Annotated in this window: 17 protein-coding genes; 16 read left to right on the top strand and 1 reads right to left on the bottom strand. The window is 63.4% G+C overall.

What is annotated here, in order from left to right; all coding sequences use genetic code 11:
- Positions 1–71 precede the first annotated feature (71 nt).
- The 14 genes from aspT (CVS48_RS27425) to CVS48_RS27360 all read left to right on the top strand — a co-directional run bounded on the left by aspT (CVS48_RS27425) (position 72) and on the right by CVS48_RS27360 (position 17,473).
- Entirely contained in the window at positions 72–1,763 is a 1,692-nt protein-coding gene (gene aspT / locus CVS48_RS27425; RefSeq protein WP_100857184.1) for an aspartate-alanine antiporter, read from the top strand.
- Between the two features lie 25 nt (positions 1,764–1,788).
- Positions 1,789–3,615 (top strand): bifunctional aspartate transaminase/aspartate 4-decarboxylase, encoded by a 1,827-nt coding sequence (locus tag CVS48_RS27420; RefSeq protein WP_100857183.1) that lies wholly within the window; start codon positions 1,789–1,791, stop codon positions 3,613–3,615.
- Between the two features lie 26 nt (positions 3,616–3,641).
- Entirely contained in the window at positions 3,642–5,342 is a 1,701-nt protein-coding gene (gene aspT / locus CVS48_RS27415) for an aspartate-alanine antiporter (RefSeq protein ID WP_100857182.1), read from the top strand.
- 72 nt (positions 5,343–5,414) lie between these two features.
- Positions 5,415–7,241, top strand: a complete 1,827-nt coding sequence (locus CVS48_RS27410; RefSeq protein WP_100857181.1) for an acyl-CoA dehydrogenase — start codon at positions 5,415–5,417, stop codon at positions 7,239–7,241.
- A 151-nt stretch (positions 7,242–7,392) separates the two neighbouring features.
- A complete protein-coding gene (locus CVS48_RS27405; protein WP_100857180.1) occupies positions 7,393–8,034 on the top strand; it encodes a peroxiredoxin in 642 nt (213 codons plus the stop codon).
- A gap of 216 nt (positions 8,035–8,250) precedes the next feature.
- Positions 8,251–9,279, top strand: a complete 1,029-nt coding sequence (locus tag CVS48_RS27400) for a sulfate ABC transporter substrate-binding protein (protein ID WP_100857179.1) — start codon at positions 8,251–8,253, stop codon at positions 9,277–9,279.
- Between the two features lie 24 nt (positions 9,280–9,303).
- Entirely contained in the window at positions 9,304–10,194 is an 891-nt protein-coding gene (cysT, locus tag CVS48_RS27395) for a sulfate ABC transporter permease subunit CysT (RefSeq protein WP_167401063.1), read from the top strand.
- Positions 10,191–11,093, top strand: coding sequence for a sulfate ABC transporter permease subunit CysW (gene cysW / locus CVS48_RS27390; protein WP_100857178.1), 903 nt, complete (start codon positions 10,191–10,193; stop codon positions 11,091–11,093). Before cysT ends, cysW begins: the two co-directional genes overlap by 4 nt.
- Before the next feature lie 27 nt (positions 11,094–11,120).
- A complete protein-coding gene (locus tag CVS48_RS27385) occupies positions 11,121–12,185 on the top strand; it encodes a sulfate/molybdate ABC transporter ATP-binding protein (RefSeq protein ID WP_100857177.1) in 1,065 nt (354 codons plus the stop codon).
- Entirely contained in the window at positions 12,182–12,928 is a 747-nt protein-coding gene (locus tag CVS48_RS27380) for a phosphoadenylyl-sulfate reductase (RefSeq protein ID WP_100857176.1), read from the top strand. Before CVS48_RS27385 ends, CVS48_RS27380 begins: the two co-directional genes overlap by 4 nt.
- Positions 12,929–12,969: 41 nt before the next feature.
- On the top strand, positions 12,970–13,878 hold the full coding sequence (gene cysD / locus CVS48_RS27375) for a sulfate adenylyltransferase subunit CysD (RefSeq protein ID WP_100857175.1): 909 nt from the start codon (positions 12,970–12,972) through the stop codon (positions 13,876–13,878).
- Between the two features lie 39 nt (positions 13,879–13,917).
- Complete coding sequence (locus CVS48_RS27370; protein WP_100857885.1) at positions 13,918–15,216, top strand: sulfate adenylyltransferase subunit 1; 1,299 nt, start codon at positions 13,918–13,920, stop codon at positions 15,214–15,216.
- A 212-nt stretch (positions 15,217–15,428) separates the two neighbouring features.
- Positions 15,429–16,907, top strand: coding sequence for a PA0069 family radical SAM protein (locus CVS48_RS27365; RefSeq protein WP_100857174.1), 1,479 nt, complete (start codon positions 15,429–15,431; stop codon positions 16,905–16,907).
- A gap of 62 nt (positions 16,908–16,969) precedes the next feature.
- A complete protein-coding gene (locus CVS48_RS27360; RefSeq protein WP_100857173.1) occupies positions 16,970–17,473 on the top strand; it encodes a hypothetical protein in 504 nt (167 codons plus the stop codon).
- 49 nt (positions 17,474–17,522) lie between these two features.
- Here the strand turns inward: CVS48_RS27360 and CVS48_RS27355 are convergent, their stop codons facing one another.
- On the bottom strand, positions 17,523–18,395 hold the full coding sequence (locus tag CVS48_RS27355) for a DMT family transporter (protein WP_100857172.1): 873 nt from the start codon (positions 18,393–18,395) through the stop codon (positions 17,523–17,525).
- A gap of 219 nt (positions 18,396–18,614) precedes the next feature.
- Here CVS48_RS27355 and rplS point away from each other — a divergent pair, with 219 nt between their 5' ends.
- Together rplS and CVS48_RS27345 are read left to right on the top strand one after the other, a co-directional pair.
- Positions 18,615–18,995, top strand: a complete 381-nt coding sequence (gene rplS, locus CVS48_RS27350; protein WP_006218237.1) for a 50S ribosomal protein L19 — start codon at positions 18,615–18,617, stop codon at positions 18,993–18,995.
- A gap of 123 nt (positions 18,996–19,118) precedes the next feature.
- A complete protein-coding gene (locus CVS48_RS27345) occupies positions 19,119–19,850 on the top strand; it encodes a CoA pyrophosphatase (RefSeq protein WP_100857171.1) in 732 nt (243 codons plus the stop codon).
- Positions 19,851–19,903 lie beyond the last annotated feature (53 nt).

Here is a 19,903-nt window from a genome sequence, read left to right as displayed (position 1 = left end):
ATAATGTGCTTCGCGCGCAGCAGGATTTTTCGCGCACGTGCTCGACCTGTACAGAACGAAGGAGATTCGGGATGGATTGGTTCTTTGAGACATTGCGTAAGTATCCAGAGTTGGCGGTTTTCCTTACCTTGGGCTTGGGGTATTGGATAGGAGCTAAAAAGCTCTTCGGATTTAATCTGGGCGCAGTAACGGGGACTTTGCTGGTGGGCGTGCTGGTCGGCCAACTGGATATCACCATCGCGCCGATTCTCAAGCAGGTGTTCTTCCTGCTTTTCCTCTTCGGTCTAGGCTACGGCGTCGGCCCTCAATTTTTCCGCGGCATGAAAAGCGATGGCCTTCCCCAGGTCATTTTCGCGGTCATCATTTGCGTCATCTGCTTGCTGGTGACCTGGGCCACGGCGGTGGGATTCGGCTTTGACGCCGGTACCGGCGCCGGGCTGCTGGCTGGTGCGCAAACCATCTCCGCCGTGATGGGCGTGGCCACGGACACGATCAACGGGCTTAGCGTGGACGCGGCGACCAAGAAGCAGTGGATCGACAGCATTCCGGTGGCCTACGCCGTCTGCTACATCTTCGGCACCGTCGGCAGCGCGTGGTTGCTGGCCTCGCTGGGCCCGAAGCTGATGCGCGTGGACATCGTCAAAGAGTGCAAGGAATACGAAGCCCAGATGTCTGGTGGCGGCGATTCCATGGAACTGTCGGGCTATCGCAAATTCACGGCGCGCGCCTACAAGCTGGACCACACCGAACTCGTGGGCAAGACGGTCGCCGACCTGGAAGCGCGTTTTGTCGATGCGCGCGTCTTTGTCGAACGCATACGCCGCGGTGATCAGATCATCGACAACGACTCAAGCACGGTGCTGCAAGCCGGTGATGTGCTGGGCGTGACGGGCCGCCATGACGCGCTGGTCTTGCAGGCCGGCGCCATCATCGGTAACGAAATCGAAGACCGGGACGTGATCAACCTGCCGGCCGAAATTGTCGAAGTGGTGCTGACCAACAAGAACGTGGCCGGCAAGACCCTCAAGGAACTGGCGGAAAACGAGACCGTGCGCCAACTCGGCCGGGGTGTGTTCCTGCGCAAGGTTGTGCGTGGCGGCCACGAGATGCCGGTCAATTGGGGCCTGAAACTGGACCGGGGCGATCGCCTCTTCGTATTGGGTGCGAAACGCGACGTTGAGCGGGTCGTGGGCAAGCTGGGCTATGTGGACCGGGCAACCGAGCAGACCGACATGGTCTTCGTGGGCTTCGGCATTTTGCTGGGCGGGCTCTTTGGCTCGCTGGTGCTGACCGTCAGCGGTATTCCCATCACCTTGTCGACCTCCGGCGGGGCGCTGATTTCCGGCTTGATCTTCGGCTACCTGCGGTCCGTGCATCCAACCTTCGGCCGGGTGCCGGAACCCGTGCATTGGTTCCTGACATCAGTCGGGCTGACGGCGTTCGTGGCCGTGGTCGGCATCACATCGGGGCCGGGCTTCGTGCAGGGCTTCCAGCAATTGGGCGCCAAGCTTTTTGTGGCCGGCATTATCGCCACCAGCGTGCCGATGATTTTGGGCGTGTTCATCGCCCGCTATGTCTTCAAGTTTCATCCCGCCATCGTGCTGGGCGTATGCGCCGGCGCCCGCACTACCACGGCGGCAATCGGACAAATCACGGAAACGGCGAAGAGCCAGGTGCCCGCCCTGGGCTACACGGTTCCTTATGCGATCGGCAATACCCTGCTCATTATCTGGGGCATTGTCATTGTCATGCTCATGACCTAGCGTTCCAAACCAGGAGTACTGAATAATGGCTACCACCTCGCCTCTTACTGTCAGTTTGGCCTCGGCTTTGAAAACGACCCGTTCGCGCCAACGCGACCTGGAACAGTTGTCTCCGTTTGAATTGAAGGATTATCTGATTACGCTGGCCAAGGAAAACCAGCACACGGCTGCCTTGACCATGTTGAACGCCGGACGTGGCAATCCGAATTGGATTGCCACCGAACCGCGCGACGCATTTTTCCTGATGGGCCAATTCGCCATGAAGGAAGCGCGCCGCGTGCGCGATGACGCCATCTTGGCGGGCATGCCGGCCAAGAAGGGCTGCGCCGACCGCCTGCGTAAATTCCTGTCCAAGCACAAGGGCGAGGACGGCTACGACTTCCTGATGGGCGTGCTTGAGTACGGCGTGAAGATCAAGAGCTTTGACCCCGACGAGTGGATCCACGAGCTCACCGACAGCATCATCGGCGACAACTATCCCGTGCCGCCGCGCGCGCTGGTGCACATCGAACAGATCGTGCATGACTACCTGATCAAGGAAATGTGCGACGGTCGCCCCCCGAAGGGCAAGTTCGACCTGTTCCCGGTCGAAGGCGGCACCGCCGCCATGTGCTACATCTTTGACTCGCTGATGCAGAACGGCTTGTTGAAGCAGGGCGACACCATCGCGCTGTTCCTGCCGACGTTCACGCCCTATATCGAGATTGCGCACCTTGAGCGCTTCCAGTTCAAGATTGTCGCCATCAACGCCAGCAGCGTGCGCGCCGACGGCACGCATGACTGGCACTACCCAGCCTCTGAAATCGCCAAGCTGGAAAATCCGAAGATCAAGCTTGCCGTGACGGTGAACCCGAGCAACCCGCCATCGGTGGCGTTCAACGCGGTCGAGATGAAGCAGATCGTGCGCTTGATCCGCAAGAATCCGGACCTGGTGCTGGTGACCGACGACGTGTACGGCACCTTTGTGCCGAACTTCCGCTCGCTGATGGCAGAGGTGCCGCACAACACCATCTGCGTGTATTCCTTCTCGAAGAACTTCGGCTGCACGGGTTGGCGTCTGGGCGTGATCGCCACGCACGAGAAGAACACCATGGACCGGCGTATTGCCGAGCTGCCCGCGGCCTGGAAGCAGCGGCTGAACAAGCGCTACGGCGCCATGACGATGGAGCCCGAAAAACTGAAGTTCATTGACCGCATGGTGGCCGACAGCCGCAACGTGGCGCTGAACCACACGGCCGGCCTGTCGCTGCCGCAACAAGTGCAAATGGGGTTCTTCGCGCTGTCGCACCTGCTGGATCTGAAGGACTCCTACAAGCATCTGACCATGGAAATCGTGCGGGCCCGCCGCGACGCGCTGTGGAGTGGGCTGGGCATACCGCTGCCGCCGGAAGACCCCGCGCGCGCCTGGTATTACGTGGAATTGGACTTCATGGTGTGGGCCAAGGTCATGTATGGCGACGCCTTTTGCAAGTACATGACCTCGAACTACGAGCCGGTGGACTTCCTGTTCCGCTTGGCTGAAAAAACCGGCGTGGTCCTGATGGACGGCGGTGGGTTCGGTGGGCCGCCGTGGTCGATCCGAATCTCGCTGGCCAATCTGGACGACGCGGACTACGCCAAGATCGGCAAGTACATGGTCGAGTCCGCGACGGAGTACGTCGAGGCATGGAAGGCATCCGAGCTGGTGCGTTCGGGTCCGACCGCCGGCAAGGGGCAGACCCTGAAGGCCGGCGCCGCCAAGCGCGTGGCCAAGAAGGCCGCGAAGAAGGTGGCCAAGACGGCGGTGAAGAAAGCGGTGAAGCAGGCCGATACCGCCGCCAAATCCGCCAAGAAGGCCACGACCCGCAAGTAGGCAACCACCACAGGCGACCTGATCTCATGACTTGCTCAGTCGGGTTTTTCAACAGCGTCCCCATTGCGGTGTTGTTTGTCACAGTGGGCTTGGGATACCTGATCGGCAAGTTGAAGGTCGGGCCGATTCAGTTGGGCGGCGTGTGCGGCACGCTTATCGTCGCCCTGCTGATCGGCCAGACGGGTTGCCAGATGCGCGGCGACCTGAAAGAGGTTGCTTTCGCGCTGTTCATTTTTGCCATGGGCTATTCGGGCGGCCCGCAATTCTTCGCCAACCTGAACCGCTCCAGCCTGCGCTACATCGCCTTGCCGATCATCGAGGCGCTGCTGGTGCTGAGCATCGTGCTGGCGGCCGTGCCGCTGTTTGGCCTGGACGCCGGCACGGCGGCGGGCCTGGCAGCGGGGGCGGCGACTGAATCGGCGGTGGTGGGCACGGCCGCCGAGGCGCTCAAGCACCTGGGCTTGCCCGATGCCGAGGTTCAGCGCATGGAGGCCAACATCGCCACGGCCTACACGCTGACCTATCTGGTGGGCCTGATCAGCATCGTGTTCTTCACCAGCCAGGTGGCGCCCGCGCTGCTGCGCATCAACTTGCGCGAGGCGTCCAAGGCCTTGGAAGCCAAGCTGGGCGTAGCCTCGGGCGATGACGAGGACGTGAACCTGCCTACCTTGCCGCGCCTGGTGGGGCGCGCGCATGTCGTCAAGGATGCGGACGGCATGAAGGTGGGCGATGTCGAGGCGCAGTTGGGCGGGCGCACGGTGATCAGCCGCATCTTGCGCAATGGCGAAGCCGTAAACGCCACACCCGAAGACACCCTGGTCACCGGCGACGTGGTGGTGGTGCTGGGCTTGCGCCGCTTCGCGCTGCGGGCGGGCACGGTCGTCGGGCCTGAAATCCTGCTGCCCGAGGCGCATGCGGAAGATCTCCAGATGAGCGAGCTGGCCGTGATCGTCAACAAAAAGGCGATCAACGGGACCACGATGGGTGAGCTGGCCAAACGGCCGGGGGCCCAGCGCGCGCGGGGCGTCTTCGTGCAATCGATCATGCGGTCGGGCCACTTGTTGCCGCTGACGCCGGCCACCGTTGTGCAATATGGCGACCTGGTGACGCTGGTGGGTACCGAGCCCGAGCTGTCGGAAGCCGGCGCCGCGCTGGGCAATGAGCTGCGCCGCAGCGGTATTACCGACCTGGTGTTCCTGGCCTTCGGCATTCTTGCCGGCCTGATGATCGGCAGCCTGAGCGCGCGCCTGTGGGGCATTCCGGTGTCGCTGGGCAGTGGTGGCGGGGCGCTGGTCAGCGGGCTGGTCTGCGGATGGATCAACGCCAAGCGCCCGTCGATTGGCCATATGCCGGATCATGCCGTGCAACTGCTGAAAGACCTTGGGCTGGCGGTATTCGTGGCCTGCGTGGGCTTGTCGGCGGGGCCCGAGGCCTTGTCGCTCATTCGTGAGCATGGCGCCGTGCTGCCGTTGATCGGCTTGCTGGTGTCACTGGGACCCGCCTGCCTGTCGCTGTGGGTGGGCCACAAGATTCTGAAGATCGAAGGCCCCTTGCTGGTAGGGGCCATTGCGGGCCAGCACGTCAGCACGCCCGCCATCAGCGCCATCTTGAATGCCAGCGGCAGCTCCGTGCCGCTCTTGGGCTACACGGTGACCTATGCCATCGCCAACGTGCTGTTGCCGGTGCTGGGGCCGATCATTGTGTCCTTGGCGTACCATCTGAGTTAAGACGCGAATTCAAAAAACGCAGTAGACGCGAGGCGCCAGGCGCCTCGCTGTCGTTTTGCACCCGGAGACACCATGCCCTATGTAACCCCGCTACAGGATTTCCGCTTCACGCTGAAAGAACTGGCCGGCCTGGACGACATCCTTAAATTGCCCGGCTTTGACGACGTAACGCCGGACTTGGTTGACGCCATCCTGGAAGAAAACGGCCGCTTCGTGGAGCAGGCGGTGGCGCCGTTGAACGTGCCCGGCGACACGCATCCGCCCGTCTGGAACGATGGGCAGGTCACCACTACCCCTGGCTATGCCCAAGGCTTCAAGGACTACGCCGCGGGCGGCTGGCAAGGCTTGCAGCACCCGCAAGCCTGGGGCGGGCAGGGCTTGCCCAAGCTGGTTGCGGCCGCGCCGGCCGAGAACATCCAGGCCGCCAGCCTGGCGTTTTCCTTGTGCCCGATGCTGACCGACGGGGTCATCGAAGCGGTGTTGACCGTGGGCTCTGACGCGCAGCGCAAGGAATACGTGCCCAACCTGATCGCGGGCAAGTGGACGGGCACCATGAACCTGACCGAGCCGCAAGCGGGTTCCGATCTGGCCCAGGTCGCCACGCGCGCCGTGCGCCAGGATGACGGCAGCTTCCGCCTGTTCGGACAAAAGATCTTCATCACCTTCGGTGAGCACGACCTGGCGGAAAACATCATCCATTTGGTGCTGGCCCGCACGCCGGACGCGCCGGCGGGTGTGAAGGGCATTTCGCTGTTCATCGTGCCCAAGTTCCTGGTCGAAGCGGACGGCAGCCTGGGCAAGCGCAACGACGTCTGGTGCGCGTCGCTGGAACACAAGCTGGGCATCCATGGCAGCCCGACGGCGGTGTTGCTGTATGGCTCGGGCAAGGGTGAAGTGGGCGAGGGCGCGGTGGGATACCAGGTCGGCGAACTGAACCGCGGCCTTGAGTACATGTTCATCATGATGAACGCCGCGCGCTTTTCGGTGGGCCAGCAGGGCATCGGCGTGTCTGAACGGGCGTACCAGCATGCGCTGGCGTATGCGCGCGAGCGGGTGCAGGGGCGCGCGGTGGAAGGGTCCGCCGCACCGGTGGCCATCGTGCGCCATCCCGATGTGCAACGCATGCTGCTGACCATGAAGGCGTTGACGGAAGCGGCCCGAGCCGTGTCGTACGTGACGGCCGCGGCGCATGACAAGGGCACGCATCACCCCGACCCCGAACAGCGTTCGCGCAACCGCGCGTTCTATGAGTACATGGTGCCCATTGTGAAGGGCTACTCGACTGAGACCGCGGTGGAGGTGGCGTCGCTGGGTATCCAGGTGCATGGCGGCATGGGCTTTATCGAGGAAACCGGCGCGGCGCAGTTTTACCGGGATGCGCGCATCCTGCCCATTTACGAGGGCACCACCGCCATCCAGGCCAACGATCTGGTCGGCCGCAAGACGCAACGCGATGGCGGCGCCACCGCCTACGCGGCCATTGCCGCCATGCGCGAGACATTGCGCGCGGTCGAGGCCGAGTCGGGACGCGCCGCCGCGCCCGAACGCGACGCGCTGCGCCTCTTGCGCGACAACCTGGATGGCGCCATCCAGGCCTACGAGGCGGGCGTGGGCTTCATTCTTGAGCAGTCGGCCGCGAACGTGCGCGCGGTGTTTTCCAGCAGCGTGCCGTACCTGATGCTGGCCGGCGTGGTGCACGGTGGATGGCAGATGGCGCGCGCGGTGCTGGCGTGTCGCCGGCATCTGGCGGCGGGGTCGACGGACCCGTTCCACAAGTCGAAGATCGCGACAGGATTGTTCTACGCCGCGCACATCCTGCCGCGCGCGCTGGCCTTGTCCGCCGCGGTGCGTGCCGGGGTGGTGGCGGACGCCTGCGGGGCGGACGCGAATATTGCATAAGGTTATATGGCTTGCGTATTTCGTCGGTCAAAGGTTTGATGGAAGAATCGTTTCTGACGCGCTAAGCTGAACATTCAAGCGCCATTCTGAGCTGCCCGTCGAAGGTGGGCGGCCAGATCCCTCCCCACTCAATCCGCATACAGGAGACACCATGAGTCATCTACGTCTGGGCGACACCGCCCCTGATTTTGAACAGGATTCCTCGGCCGGTCCCATCCGCTTTCACGAGTATCTGGGCAATAGCTGGGGGGTGCTCTTTTCGCATCCGGCCGACTTCACGCCGGTGTGCACCACAGAACTGGGCTACACGGCCAAGCTTGCCGATGAATTCGCCAAGCGCAACGTGAAGGTGCTGGCGCTGTCGGTTGACGGCACGGATTCCCATTCCAAGTGGATCGAAGACATCAACGACACGCAGTCCACCCAGGTCAACTTCCCCATCCTGGCCGACAAGGACCGTAAAGTCTCCGAGCTCTACGACATGATCCACCCGAACGCCAACGCCACCCTGACGGTGCGTTCCGTGTTCATCGTGGACCCGAACAAGAAGGTGCGCCTGATCATCACGTACCCGGCCAGCACGGGTCGCAACTTCAACGAGATCCTGCGCGTCATTGATTCGCTGCAACTGACCGACAGCCACAGCGTGGCCACGCCGGTCAACTGGGAAGATGGCGACGACGTGATCATCGTCCCGTCCCTGCAAGACGAAGCCGTCATCAAAGAGAAGTTCCCCAAAGGCTACAAGGCCGTGCGTCCGTACCTGCGCGTTACGCCGCAACCGAATAAGTAAATTCGGATTCCGGGGGGTAGCCCCCGCGCTCCGCAGGCGGTTTTCCGCCGCCCGAACCGCCGCCTTTCCCATAGGGAAACGCGGCGGTTTTTTCTTGGTTGGGACGGCGGTCCTATATGCCTGCGAGCGATGAGCAATCAAATAATGATTCGTTCCGTTCAGGATGCCCAACACGCACACTTGCTTCCATATTGCCAAACACAGGGAGCAGGACATATGGCGTTCGGGAAAGCGAATTGGTTGGCCGCGCTGGCGGTGGCGGCGGTTTCTCTGACGGCCATGGCGCCGGCTCAGGCACAGCAAAAGCAAACGTTGTTGAACGTGTCTTACGACCCCACGCGCGAGCTCTATCGCGCCATCGATGACGCCTTCATCAAGCAGTACAAGGACAAGGCCAATGTGGACCTGACCATCCGCCAGTCGCACGGCGGTTCGGGCCGCCAGGCGCGTTCGGTCATCGACGGGCTGGAAGCCGATGTGGTGACGCTGGCGCTGGCTTATGACATTGACGCCATCGCCGACCGCGGCTTGATCCCCGAGAACTGGCAGTCGCGCCTGCCGCAGAACAGCTCGCCCTATACCTCGACCATCGTGTTCCTGGTGCGCAAGGGCAACCCCAAAGGCATCAAGGACTGGGACGACCTGATCAAGGACGGCGTGCAGGTCATCACCCCCAACCCGAAGACCTCGGGCGGCGCGCGGTGGAACTACCTGGCCGCGTGGGCGTACGCGCTGGAAAAGAATGGCGGCAGCGAAGACAAGGCGCGCGCCTACGTTGGTGATCTGCTCAAGCACGTACCGGTGCTGGACACCGGCGCACGCGGGGCCACCACCACCTTCGTGGAACGCGGTGTGGGCGACGTGCTGCTGGCCTGGGAAAACGAAGCCTTCCTGGCGCTTGAAGAACTGGGTCCGGACAAGTTCGACATCGTGGTGCCGTCGCTGTCCATCCTGGCTGAACCGCCGGTGGCCGTGGTCGACAAGATCGTGGACAAGAAGGGCACGCGGGCCGCTGCCCAGGCCTATCTGGAATTCCTGTACACCCCGGCCGCGCAAGAGATCATCGCCAAGAATTACTACCGGCCCATCGACAAGACGGTTGCCGCCAAGTACGAAAGCAAGTTTCCCAAGGTCAAGCTCGTCACCATCGACGACAAGATCTTCGGCGGCTGGCGCAAGGCGCAGAAGGACCATTTCAGCGATGGCGGCACCTTCGACCAGATCTATCTGCCGCAGAAGAAATAACGACAAGGTTCTGGAACGACGGCCATGACGACAGCCTCCAACCCGACGGCCAATGGCGCGCAAGCGCTGTTTGCCGGACGGCGCAACAGCCCGGGCGTGCTGCCCGGATTCGGTATTTCCATGGGGTACGCGGTGCTGTACCTGAGCGTGCTCGTGCTCATCCCCCTGGCCGCGCTGCCCATCAAAAGCGCCGAACTGGGATGGCAGGGCTTTTGGGATACCGTGACGGCGCCCCGGGTGATGGCCTCATATCAATTGACCTTTGGCGCGTCGTTGCTGGCCGCGCTGGTGAACCTGGTGTTCGGCTCGGTCGTGGCGTGGGTGCTGGTGCGCTACCGCTTTCCCGGCAAGAAGATTCTGGACGCGCTGGTGGATCTGCCCTTTGCGTTGCCGACGGCGGTGGCGGGCATCGCGCTGACCGCGCTGTATTCGCAAAAGGGCTGGCTGGGCGGGCCGCTGTCAGAGTGGTTTGGATGGAAGGTGGCGTTCACGCCGGTGGGCATCGTGATTGCGCTGATCTTCATCGGCGTGCCCTTCGTGGTGCGTACCGTGCAACCCGTGCTGGAAGACGTGGAACGCGAGATCGAAGAGGCCGCCGCCAGCCTGGGCGCCAACCGCTGGCAGACCATCCGCCGCGTGCTGTTGCCGACCATCCTGCCGGCCTTGCTGACGGGCTTTGCGCTGGCGTTCGCGCGGGCGATCGGTGAGTACGGGTCGGTGGTGTTCATTGCCGGCAACATGCCGATGGTGTCCGAGATCACGCCGCTATTGATTATTTCCAAGCTGGAACAGTTCGACTACGCGGGTGCTGCCGCCATCGCGACCGTGATGCTGGTGCTGTCCTTTGTGATGCTGCTGATCATCAACCTGCTGCAAGGCTGGCAAGCCCGCCGCAACCTCGGGAGGCTGGCATGAGCGCAGCGGATCGTCCTGCCCATTTGACCGAGCCGCGCTGGGTGCGCGGCATCCTGTTGTTCATCGCGCTGTCGTTCTTGACCTTGTTCCTGCTGGTGCCGCTGGCGGCGGTGTTTGCCGAGGCGTTCAAGAAGGGCTGGCAGCTTTACCTGGCCGCCATCGTCGAACCCGATGCGCTATCAGCCATCCGGCTGACCTTGTTGGTGGCCGCGATTGCGCTGCCGGTGAACCTGGTGTTCGGCGTGGCCGCCGCGTGGGCCATCACCAAGTTTCAGTTTCGCGGCAAGCAGTTCCTGATCACGCTGATCGACCTGCCGTTTTCGGTTTCACCCGTGGTGGCCGGGCTGGTCTTCATCCTGCTGTTCGGCACCCAAGGTTGGATGGGCGGTTGGTTGCAGGACCACGATTGGAAGATCGTCTATGCCGTGCCCGGCATCGTTCTTGCGACCCTGTTCGTGACCTTTCCCTTTGTTGCGCGCGAGCTGATTCCGTTGATGCAGGCGCAAGGCAGCGAAGAAGAGCAGGCCGCGCTGACGCTGGGCGCCAGCGGCTGGCAGATCTTCTGGCGGGTGACGCTGCCCAACATCAAGTGGGGCCTGCTGTACGGCGCCATCCTGTGCAATGCGCGCGCCATGGGTGAGTTCGGCGCGGTGTCGGTGGTGTCGGGGCAGGTTCGTGGGCTGACCAACACGATGACCCTGCATGTCGAGATTCTCTACAACGAATACCAGTATTCCGCGGCATTCGCCGTGGCGTCCTTGCTGGCCTTGCTGGCGCTGGTGACGCTGGTGGCGAAGAACGTGGTCGAGTGGCGAAACGCCCGGTTTCTGCGGGCCGCCGACCTGCCGGTCGAGTATCCCGGGCCGGCGACGGCAACCCTCAAGCCGGCCGTGGCGTAACGCGCGGCGGCTCAGACGGAGACAAGCATGAGTATTGAAGTTCGCAATTTATCCAAGCGGTTCGGGCAGTTCCGCGCGCTGAATGATGTGTCGCTGCATATTGAAACCGGCGAGCTGGTGGCGTTGTTGGGCCCCTCGGGCTGTGGCAAGACGACGCTGCTGCGCATCATCGCGGGCCTGGAAGCACCCGACACCGGCAGCGTGCTGTTCGCGGGCGAAGACGCGACTGACGTTGACGTGCGCCGGCGTCAGGTGGGTTTCGTGTTCCAGCACTACGCCCTGTTCAAGCATATGACGGTGTTCGAAAACGTGGCCTTTGGGCTGCGCGTGAAGCATCGGTCGCAGCGTCCTTCCGAAGACCAGATCCAGCGCAAGGTGCATGACCTGCTGACATTGGTGCAACTGGACTGGCTGGCGGACCGCTATCCCGCGCAGTTGTCGGGCGGGCAGCGCCAGCGCATCGCCCTGGCGCGCGCGCTGGCCGTGGAGCCGCGCGTGCTGCTGTTGGACGAACCCTTCGGCGCGCTGGACGCCAAGGTGCGCAAGGAACTGCGCCGCTGGCTGCGGCGCCTGCATGACGAGCTGAACGTGGCTAGCGTGTTCGTGACGCATGACCAGGAAGAAGCGCTTGAAGTCGCCGACCGCGTGGTGCTGATGAACGCGGGCCGCATTGAGCAGGTGGGCACGCCGCGCGAGGTCTGGGAAGCACCGGCGACGCCGTTCGTGTACGGCTTCCTGGGCGATGTGAACCAACTGCAAGGCGTGGCCGCGCGCGGTATCTGGGAAGGGGCCGGGCTGTCCTTGCCCGCGCCCGACCTGGCGCAAGCCGAGGCGTGGCGCGCCACCGCGTACGTGCGTCCGCATGAGTTCGAGATCGAGCGCTATCGCGCGGGCGGCGAGGGCATTGCCGTGCGTCTGTCGCACGCTTATCTTGCCGGCCCCAGCGCCTATCTGGAACTGGCACGCCAGGATTCCGACGCCATCATCGAAGCGGAAGTGCCCGAGCATCTGTACCGGCAGATGGATCTGCGCGATGGCGATACCTTGTTGGCGCGTCCCCGGCGCGCCCAGATTTTTGCGGTGCAAGCATGACGACTATTGCCGATCTTTCTTCCCACCTGGACGCGGCGCTGGCCGAACGCTGGAACACCTTGACCGAGCGCTTGGCCGACGTCCAGCGGCGCTATCCCGACGCCGCGCTGGCCTCGTCGCTGGCGGCCGAAGACATGCTGCTGACGCACGCCATCTACGACTCGGGCCTGGACCTGGAAGTGTTCACGTTAAACACCGGCCGCCTGCATGCCGAAACGCTGGGCGTGCTGGACGCCGTGCGCGCGCGCTATGGGCGCGATGTCACGGTGTACCGGCCGGATGCGGCGGCGGTGGACCAACACGTTGCGGCGCATGGCGCGTATGCGTTCTATGAAAGCGTCGACCTGCGCAAAGCCTGTTGCCAGATCCGCAAGGTCGAGCCGCTCAAGCGCGCGCTGGCCGGACGCGGCGCCTGGATTACCGGGCAGCGCCGCCAGCAATCCACCACCCGTGGCGAATTACCGCTGGAAGAGCAGGACCCGGTGTTCGGCCTCTACAAGTTCAACCCGCTGGCCGAGTGGAGCGAGGACGAGGTCTGGGCCGTGATCCGCGCGCTGGGCGTGCCCTACAACCCCTTGCACGACCAGGGCTACCCGTCCATCGGGTGCGAGCCCTGTACGCGCGCCATCCGGCCGGGCGAGGACGTGCGCGCGGGGCGTTGGTGGTGGGAGTCGTCGGACTCCAAGGAATGCGGCCTGCATGCGGGTAACCGCGTCATCGGCATCGTGGCGCGCGGCGAGTGACGCCATCCATGAATTCACAATCTGTTTTAGGGGAATAACCTATGTCCGCTGTGATCCAACGCAGCCACCTGGATTGGCTGGAATCCGAAGCCATTTTCATCATGCGCGAGGTGGCCGCCGAAAGCGAAAAGCCCGTGCTGCTGTTCTCGGGCGGTAAAGATTCGGTGGTGCTGCTGCGCCTGGCTGAAAAGGCATTCCGTCCGGGGCGCTTCCCGTTCCCGCTCATGCATATCGATACCGGCCACAACTTCGGTGAAGTCATCGCCTTTCGCGACCAGCGCGCCGCGGAACTGGGCGAGACCCTGATCGTGCGCAGCGTGGAAGATTCGATCAAGCGCGGCAGCGTGGTGTTGCGCCGCGAAACGGATTCGCGCAACGCGGCCCAGGCGGTGACGCTGCTGGAAGCGATCGAGGAATTCGGCTTTGACGCCTGCATCGGCGGCGCGCGGCGCGACGAAGAAAAGGCGCGTGCCAAGGAACGCATCTTTTCCTTCCGCGACGAATTCGGCCAATGGGATCCCAAGGCCCAGCGCCCCGAACTGTGGAACCTGTTCAACACCCGCGTGCATCGCGGCGAGAACATGCGCGTGTTCCCGATCTCGAACTGGACCGAGCTGGACGTCTGGCAATACATCCAGCGCGAGCAATTGGCGCTGCCGTCCATCTACTACAGCCATGAGCGCGAAGTGGTGCGCAGGAAGGGCTTGCTGGTGCCCGTCACCCGCCTGACACCGCCGCAGGAAGGCGAACAGGTCGAGCGCTTGCCGGTGCGTTTTCGCACGGTGGGAGATATCTCGTGCACCTGCCCGGTGGCCTCCGACGCCGCCGACACCTACGCCATCATCGCCGAGACGGCGGTCACCGACATCACCGAGCGCGGCGCCACGCGCATGGACGACCAGACTTCCGAGGCCTCGATGGAGCGCCGCAAGAAGGAAGGCTATTTCTGAATGCACAACGCCGGCTGCGGCCGGCGGCAGGGGACGCACATGAATGCACTGAACGATTCTTTTCTTTCCGGCGCCGGCACGGGCGTGCTGCGCTTGATCACGGCGGGTTCCGTCGATGACGGCAAGTCCACCTTGATCGGCCGTTTGCTCTACGACAGCAAGGGCGTGTTCGCCGACCAGTTGGATGCCATCTCGCGCGCCAAGCACAAGCGGGTCGCGGGTGATGGTATCGATTTCTCGTTGCTGACCGACGGCCTGGAAGCCGAGCGTGAGCAGGGCATCACCATCGACGTTGCCTACCGCTATTTCTCCACGCCCGCGCGCAAGTTCATCATCGCTGACGCGCCGGGCCACGAGCAGTACACCCGCAATATGGTGACGGGCGCATCGACGGCGGATGTGGCGGTGATACTCATCGACGCCACGCGCGCGGTCGACGGCAAGCTGCTGCCGCAGACCAAGCGGCACAGCACGATCGCGCGGCTGCTGGGCATCCGCCACATTGTGGTGGCGGTGAACAAGATGGATCTGGTGGATTGGGACCGCGCCGTGTTCGACCGCATCCGCGAGGCGTATGCGGACTTGGCGACCAAACTGGGCATTGCGCATTTCGATGTGCTGCCGCTGTCGGCGCTCAATGGCGACAACGTGGTGACGCTGTCGCCCAAGACGCCGTGGTACGAAGGCCAGCCCTTGCTGGCGTTGCTGGAATCGTTGGACCTGGCCAGCGACGGGCGCGCGTTGCCGCTGCGTTTTCCGGTGCAATGGGTGGCGCGGCACGGTGGCGATCAGAAGGACGACTTTCGCGGCTACGCGGGGCGCGTGGCCAGCGGCGTGCTGCGCGCCGGCGATGCGGTCACGGTGCAACCGTCGGGCGTGAACGCGGTGGTGCGCGAGGTACGCGTGTTTGACCGCGTGTTGGATGAGGCGGTGGCCGGCGATTCCGTCACGCTGGTGTTGGACCGTGACGTGGACGTGTCGCGCGGCGACGTGATCGTGCACACGGCCGCGCCCGCGCAAGTGACGCGCGAGTTCGAAGCCGAGCTCTGCTGGCTGGATGCGCAAGCCTTGAATCCGGCACGCAAGTATCTGTTGAAGTCGGGCACGCGACTGACGTCGGCGAAGATTCGCGCGGTGCTGTCGCATCGCGACATCCACGAATTGCAGGAAGTCGAGAACACCGAAGGCACCTTGCAGATGAACGACATTGGTCGCGTGACCTTCACCACGCGCGAGGCCTTGGCAGTGGATCGCTATGCCGATGTTCCGGCCACGGGGGCCTTTATTTTGATCGACGAAACCACGCATCAGACCGCGGCGGCGGGCATGTTGCGCTAGGCCACGATTGGGCTGGAAAACAACGGATTTCCAGCCCTTTTTTGGATGTTGTATTTCTTCCAAACGTAATACTGGTGCGGGTTTCCAGGCGATATCGCCTGATGAAATCGATTTGTTCAGACGCGCTTGGCGTCTTGCGGTAAAGTGGGGCCGTCTTACGAAAAGGCTTTTGGTGCTTGTCAAAACCACTGTGTTTTTGTACAGTAGTTTTTATGGCACGCACCGATCATTCTTTTCTCGCCGGTTCTGGGTCCCCGGCTGCCGCCCCCGCCGCCTTGCGCGGTCGGGGTGCGGTTACTAATGTTCGGCATCGCTTTCAGCGCGATGACCGTGTGCAGGTCGATGACGGTTGGTCCGGTTCCGGTCTGCCGGCGGATTTCGTCGAATCCGTCCCTGATAATTTCTCCGACGACGCTTCCGAAAGCACGCCCGACCATTCCTGCGCTGCCGGCTCTGGCTCTTTGCGCGGCGCGACGGTCATCCCGATCCTGCCTGATACGCGCCTTGAGCCGCCCGCTCCCAAGACGACAGTTACCGCGGAAGAAGCCCGCAAGATGCTGTCGCGCAATGATTCGCCCGATATTCCCTTCGACGTTGCGGTCAACCCTTACCGGGGTTGCGAGCACGGTTGCGTGTATTGCTACGCGCGCCCCACGCATTCCTACCTGGGCATGTCGCCCGGGCTGGACTTTGAAACCCGCCTGGTGGCCAAGGCCAACGCCGTAGAGGCCTTGCGCGCCGAACTCGCGCGCCCCGGCTACAAGCCGTCGCCCATCAATATCGGCTCGGCCACCGATGCCTACCAGCCCATCGAACGCGACTGGCGCCTGACGCGCGGCATGCTGGAACTGATGCTGGAAACCCGCCACCCCGTAACCATCGTGACCAAAAACGCGCTGGTGGCGCGTGACCTGGACCTGCTGGCGGCGTTGGCGGAACAGAATCTGGTGGTGGTCTACATCAGCATCACCACGCTGGACGCCGGCATGGCCCGCACGCTGGAACCGCGCGCCGCGGCGCCCTGGCGGCGGCTGGAAGCCGTGCGCAGCCTGACGGATGCCGGCGTGCCGGTGGGCGTGCTGGTGGCGCCGGTCATTCCGTTCATCAACGACGAATCCATGGAACACATCCTCCAGGAGTCCAAGGCGGCAGGCGCGCATTACGCCAGCTACACCGTCTTGCGCCTGCCCTGGGAGGTCAAGACCCTGTTCGAAGACTGGCTCAACGCCCATTACCCCGACCGCGCCCAGCGCGTGTTGCATCGCATAGAAGACCTGCGCAATGGCCGCCGTAATGACCCGAACTTCGGTTCGCGGATGCGCGGTACAGGCATCTGGGCAGACTTGCTGCGTCAGCGCTTTGCCGTTGCCACCCGCAAGCTGGGGCTGAACCGCCACCGTCTGGCGCTGGATTGCGATCGCTTCCAGCCCCCGGTGATGGCAGGCGGCACGCCATCGCTGTTCGCGGCGGGCCTTGCGGCCGGCTCGGGCGGGGCGTCTTCCGGGGCCACCTCTTTGAGTGCCAAGTCTTCAGGCGCCACCTCTTCTTCCGATTTCCTATCCCCGGTTGGCGCGCAAGCGTCTTCAGGGGTCCCCCATTCTGGCGGGTTGCCCGCCGTCAGCGGCGCCTATGGGCGCGGCGAGCGCCAATTGCGCGCGTTGGCGGCTGGCCAGTTGTCGCTGTTCGATTGATCGCGGCTCGTCGCCGTGTCGGCCGCTGCGGCGGCGTGGAATCATTTCTTCAAGGAGTTCTTATGAACACCGCTGATTTTTCCGTTTTGTCCGACGAGCTTGTCGTCTCGCTGAACCCACTGCGCCGCGGGGCTCATCGCGCCCGTGCCGTTTGCGCCAAGCTGACGGGTCTGGCCATGCCGTGGACGACCGCATCGGCTGGGGGCGAACGACGCGACCGCAGCCGGTCGGGCACCGCGCCGGCTCGCTGGCCGTTTCCGCCCGCGCCGGTTGAAGAGGGCTCGCTAGCGGGGCAGGCGGTGTCGGTTCCCATGTCGGTTCCCATGTCGGTGCCCGTGTCATCGCCCGCATCCGTGCTGGTACCTGTCATTCGTCCCGTGGCTGCGCCAGCAGCGGGCCCCGCGGCTCCGACCGCTGAGCGCGAGCGCAGCCTGGGCAATGCCACGGTAGAGCCGGTGACTTCCCAAGTGACCATGAAGGCGATGGTGTTGGATGTGGTGATGGTGCTGGCGTGGGGCGCAATCATCCCCGGCCTGATGTGGCTGGGTGCGGCCGCCGGCTTCTGAGCCGTCGGCGCCCGCCCTTGCAACTGCGCCGATCCTCGCCGAAGCGCAATCAGCTGGAACCCAGCAGGACCACACCCACCAGAATGGCAAGGCAGCCGGCCAAACGGCCCGGGCCCACCTTTTCGCGCAGCAGGAACATGCCGGCCAGGGTCCCAAGCATCATCGACATTTCCCGGGCAGGCGCCACCAGGCTCAAGGGCGCGCCGTTGCGCAAGGCGTACAGCACCAGGATGTATCCCAGCGGAGACAGCAGGCCCACGGCCAAGGCCAGATGCCAGTGCCCGCGCATGGATTCCCAGGCTTGAGCGCGCCGGCCCAGCATGTGAGGCGTCATCATCGCGGTTCGGGTAACGCAGGTAAACCAGTCGAACAGCACGGGGCTGATCAGCAGCACCTTCACGCCATAGGCATCCACCACGGTGTAGGCGGCAATGAACAGGCCGATCACCACGCCCCAGCGCACGCCAACCCAGGCCTGCGCCTGCTTGAAGATGGTCAGCCGGCCCTGGGTGGCGATCAGCAGCACCCCGATGACCACGCACAGCATGCCGATAATGCCGGTGCTGGTGGCGGGTTCGCCCAGCAGCAGGAAGGCCCCGGTCGTGGACAGTAGTGGGCCGGTACCCCGTGCAATGGGGTACACCACGGACAGGTCAGCCACCTGATAGCCGCGTTGCAGGCACAGGCTGTAGCCCAGATGCAACAGGCTGGATGTCAGGATGGCGCCCACGACGGGCCAGGTCCAGCTCATGCCGTCGTGTATCAGCACCCAGATCACCCATGGGGCATAGAGCACCGATGCGCATAGCCCGTAGGCAAACACGAAAGGCGCGCCCACCATGGCCGCGCGCTTGGCAAGCAGGTTCCACGTAGCGTGGGCCATCGCCGCCAGGACGACCAATATCAGGGACGTATACGACATGAGGGAACAGCGTCAGATGACGTGTTTGTTACAGAAGTGGCAAGGGTACAGCAAGCCACGGGAAGGGCGCCATTCTACTCGACGGCTGACAGAACTTTTGGTGTAGAATCATTGGTTTGCCAAATCTCATCCTCTGCTTGCGGCACGAGTAACAACATCGGTAAAAATCGCACGGCAAAAATTTTTAGCCCGCAAAGACATGATGATCTAGGAGTTCTCATGAACCTTATCGCTATCCTGGAACAGGAAGAAATTGCCCGTCTGACCGGCGGCCAAGCCAAGCCTGAATTTGCTCCTGGTGACACCGTCATCGTGAGCGTGAACGTCGTTGAAGGCACCCGCAAGCGCGTGCAGGCCTTCGAAGGCGTTGTTATCGCCAAGCGCAATCGCGGCCTGAACTCCGCGTTCACCGTGCGCAAGATTTCGTCGGGTGAAGCCGTGGAACGTACGTTCCAGCTGTACTCGCCGCAAATCGCCGGCATCGAAGTCAAGCGCCGCGGCGACGTGCGCCGCGCCAAGCTGTACTACCTGCGCAACCGCTCGGGCAAGTCGGCACGTATCAAGGAAAAGCTGGTCAGCAAGCAAGCCTCGGCGGCTTGATCGCTTATCGGCACACGGCCCTTCCAGTGTCGGACGTTCGCGCCATTCAGCGTTTCCGTCCGGCACAGGTTTCCGGGTTAAAAAGGCACCTGCGAGGGTGCCTTTTTCTTTTAACAAAGCCGTATGTCTGATTCCTCGTATTCCGCGCGGCCCCGACGGCCGCTCGCGCGTCCCGGCTTCGATCCGGCGACGCAACCGTGGGTGGTGGCCAACGAGTCCTTGCCGGCCGTGCCCGCAAGCCTGCTGACTCCGCATCGCTTGCGGGGCACGCTGACCCAGCCGTCCACCTGGACGCTGGAGCTTTCTCGCGACAACGACCTGCGCTATCCCGGGCGCGAAGGCACGCCAGTGCCTGCCGCCGTGCTGATCCCGCTGGTCACCCGCGACAACGGCGTGCACATCATGCTGACCCAGCGCGCGGCGCACCTGCATGACCATGCCGGGCAGATCAGCTTTCCGGGTGGCCGCATCGAGACCAGTGATTCAACGCCGGTTGCCGCCGCCTTGCGCGAAGCACAAGAGGAAACGGGCTTGCCCGCCGACCATGTTGAAGTGTTGGGCAGCATGCCGCCTTATCTGACGGCGACCGGTTTTTCGATCATTCCGGTGGTCTCGCTGGTGCGTCCGGGCTTTGAACTGGCGCCCGACGCCTTCGAGGTGGCCGAAGTGTTCGAAGTGCCGCTGTCCTTTCTGATGGACCCGGCCAACCATCGGCTGTATGAAGCCCGCCTGGAAGACGGTCGGGTGCGCAATTATTACGGCATGCCCTACGGCAAGCACTTCATTTGGGGCGCCACCGCAGGCATGCTGCGCAATCTTTATCACCTGTTGCGCAACGGCTTGCAGCCTGGCTGACAAACCCGGCTTGCAACCCCATCACGCAAACAAAAGACGGCCGTTTCTGAACT

The organism is Achromobacter spanius (genome assembly GCF_002812705.1).
GTDB classification, from domain to species: domain Bacteria; phylum Pseudomonadota; class Gammaproteobacteria; order Burkholderiales; family Burkholderiaceae_B; genus Achromobacter; species Achromobacter spanius.
This window is presented reverse-complemented; position numbering and strand designations above follow the sequence as displayed.

Coding starts and splice junctions, on each gene's coding strand:
- CVS48_RS27400 (WP_100857179.1), top strand. CDS start 8,251: ATGGCGTTCGGGAAAGCGAATTGGTTGGCCGCGCTGGCGGTGGCGGCG.
- CVS48_RS27380 (WP_100857176.1), top strand. CDS start 12,182: ATGACGACTATTGCCGATCTTTCTTCCCACCTGGACGCGGCGCTGGCC.
- CVS48_RS27405 (WP_100857180.1), top strand. CDS start 7,393: ATGAGTCATCTACGTCTGGGCGACACCGCCCCTGATTTTGAACAGGAT.
- CVS48_RS27360 (WP_100857173.1), top strand. CDS start 16,970: ATGAACACCGCTGATTTTTCCGTTTTGTCCGACGAGCTTGTCGTCTCG.
- rplS (WP_006218237.1), top strand. CDS start 18,615: ATGAACCTTATCGCTATCCTGGAACAGGAAGAAATTGCCCGTCTGACC.
- CVS48_RS27355 (WP_100857172.1), bottom strand. CDS start 18,395: ATGTCGTATACGTCCCTGATATTGGTCGTCCTGGCGGCGATGGCCCAC.
- cysD (WP_100857175.1), top strand. CDS start 12,970: ATGTCCGCTGTGATCCAACGCAGCCACCTGGATTGGCTGGAATCCGAA.
- CVS48_RS27365 (WP_100857174.1), top strand. CDS start 15,429: ATGGCACGCACCGATCATTCTTTTCTCGCCGGTTCTGGGTCCCCGGCT.
- cysW (WP_100857178.1), top strand. CDS start 10,191: ATGAGCGCAGCGGATCGTCCTGCCCATTTGACCGAGCCGCGCTGGGTG.
- CVS48_RS27410 (WP_100857181.1), top strand. CDS start 5,415: ATGCCCTATGTAACCCCGCTACAGGATTTCCGCTTCACGCTGAAAGAA.
- CVS48_RS27345 (WP_100857171.1), top strand. CDS start 19,119: ATGTCTGATTCCTCGTATTCCGCGCGGCCCCGACGGCCGCTCGCGCGT.
- cysT (WP_167401063.1), top strand. CDS start 9,304: ATGACGACAGCCTCCAACCCGACGGCCAATGGCGCGCAAGCGCTGTTT.
- aspT (WP_100857184.1), top strand. CDS start 72: ATGGATTGGTTCTTTGAGACATTGCGTAAGTATCCAGAGTTGGCGGTT.
- CVS48_RS27385 (WP_100857177.1), top strand. CDS start 11,121: ATGAGTATTGAAGTTCGCAATTTATCCAAGCGGTTCGGGCAGTTCCGC.
- CVS48_RS27370 (WP_100857885.1), top strand. CDS start 13,918: ATGAATGCACTGAACGATTCTTTTCTTTCCGGCGCCGGCACGGGCGTG.
- aspT (WP_100857182.1), top strand. CDS start 3,642: ATGACTTGCTCAGTCGGGTTTTTCAACAGCGTCCCCATTGCGGTGTTG.
- CVS48_RS27420 (WP_100857183.1), top strand. CDS start 1,789: ATGGCTACCACCTCGCCTCTTACTGTCAGTTTGGCCTCGGCTTTGAAA.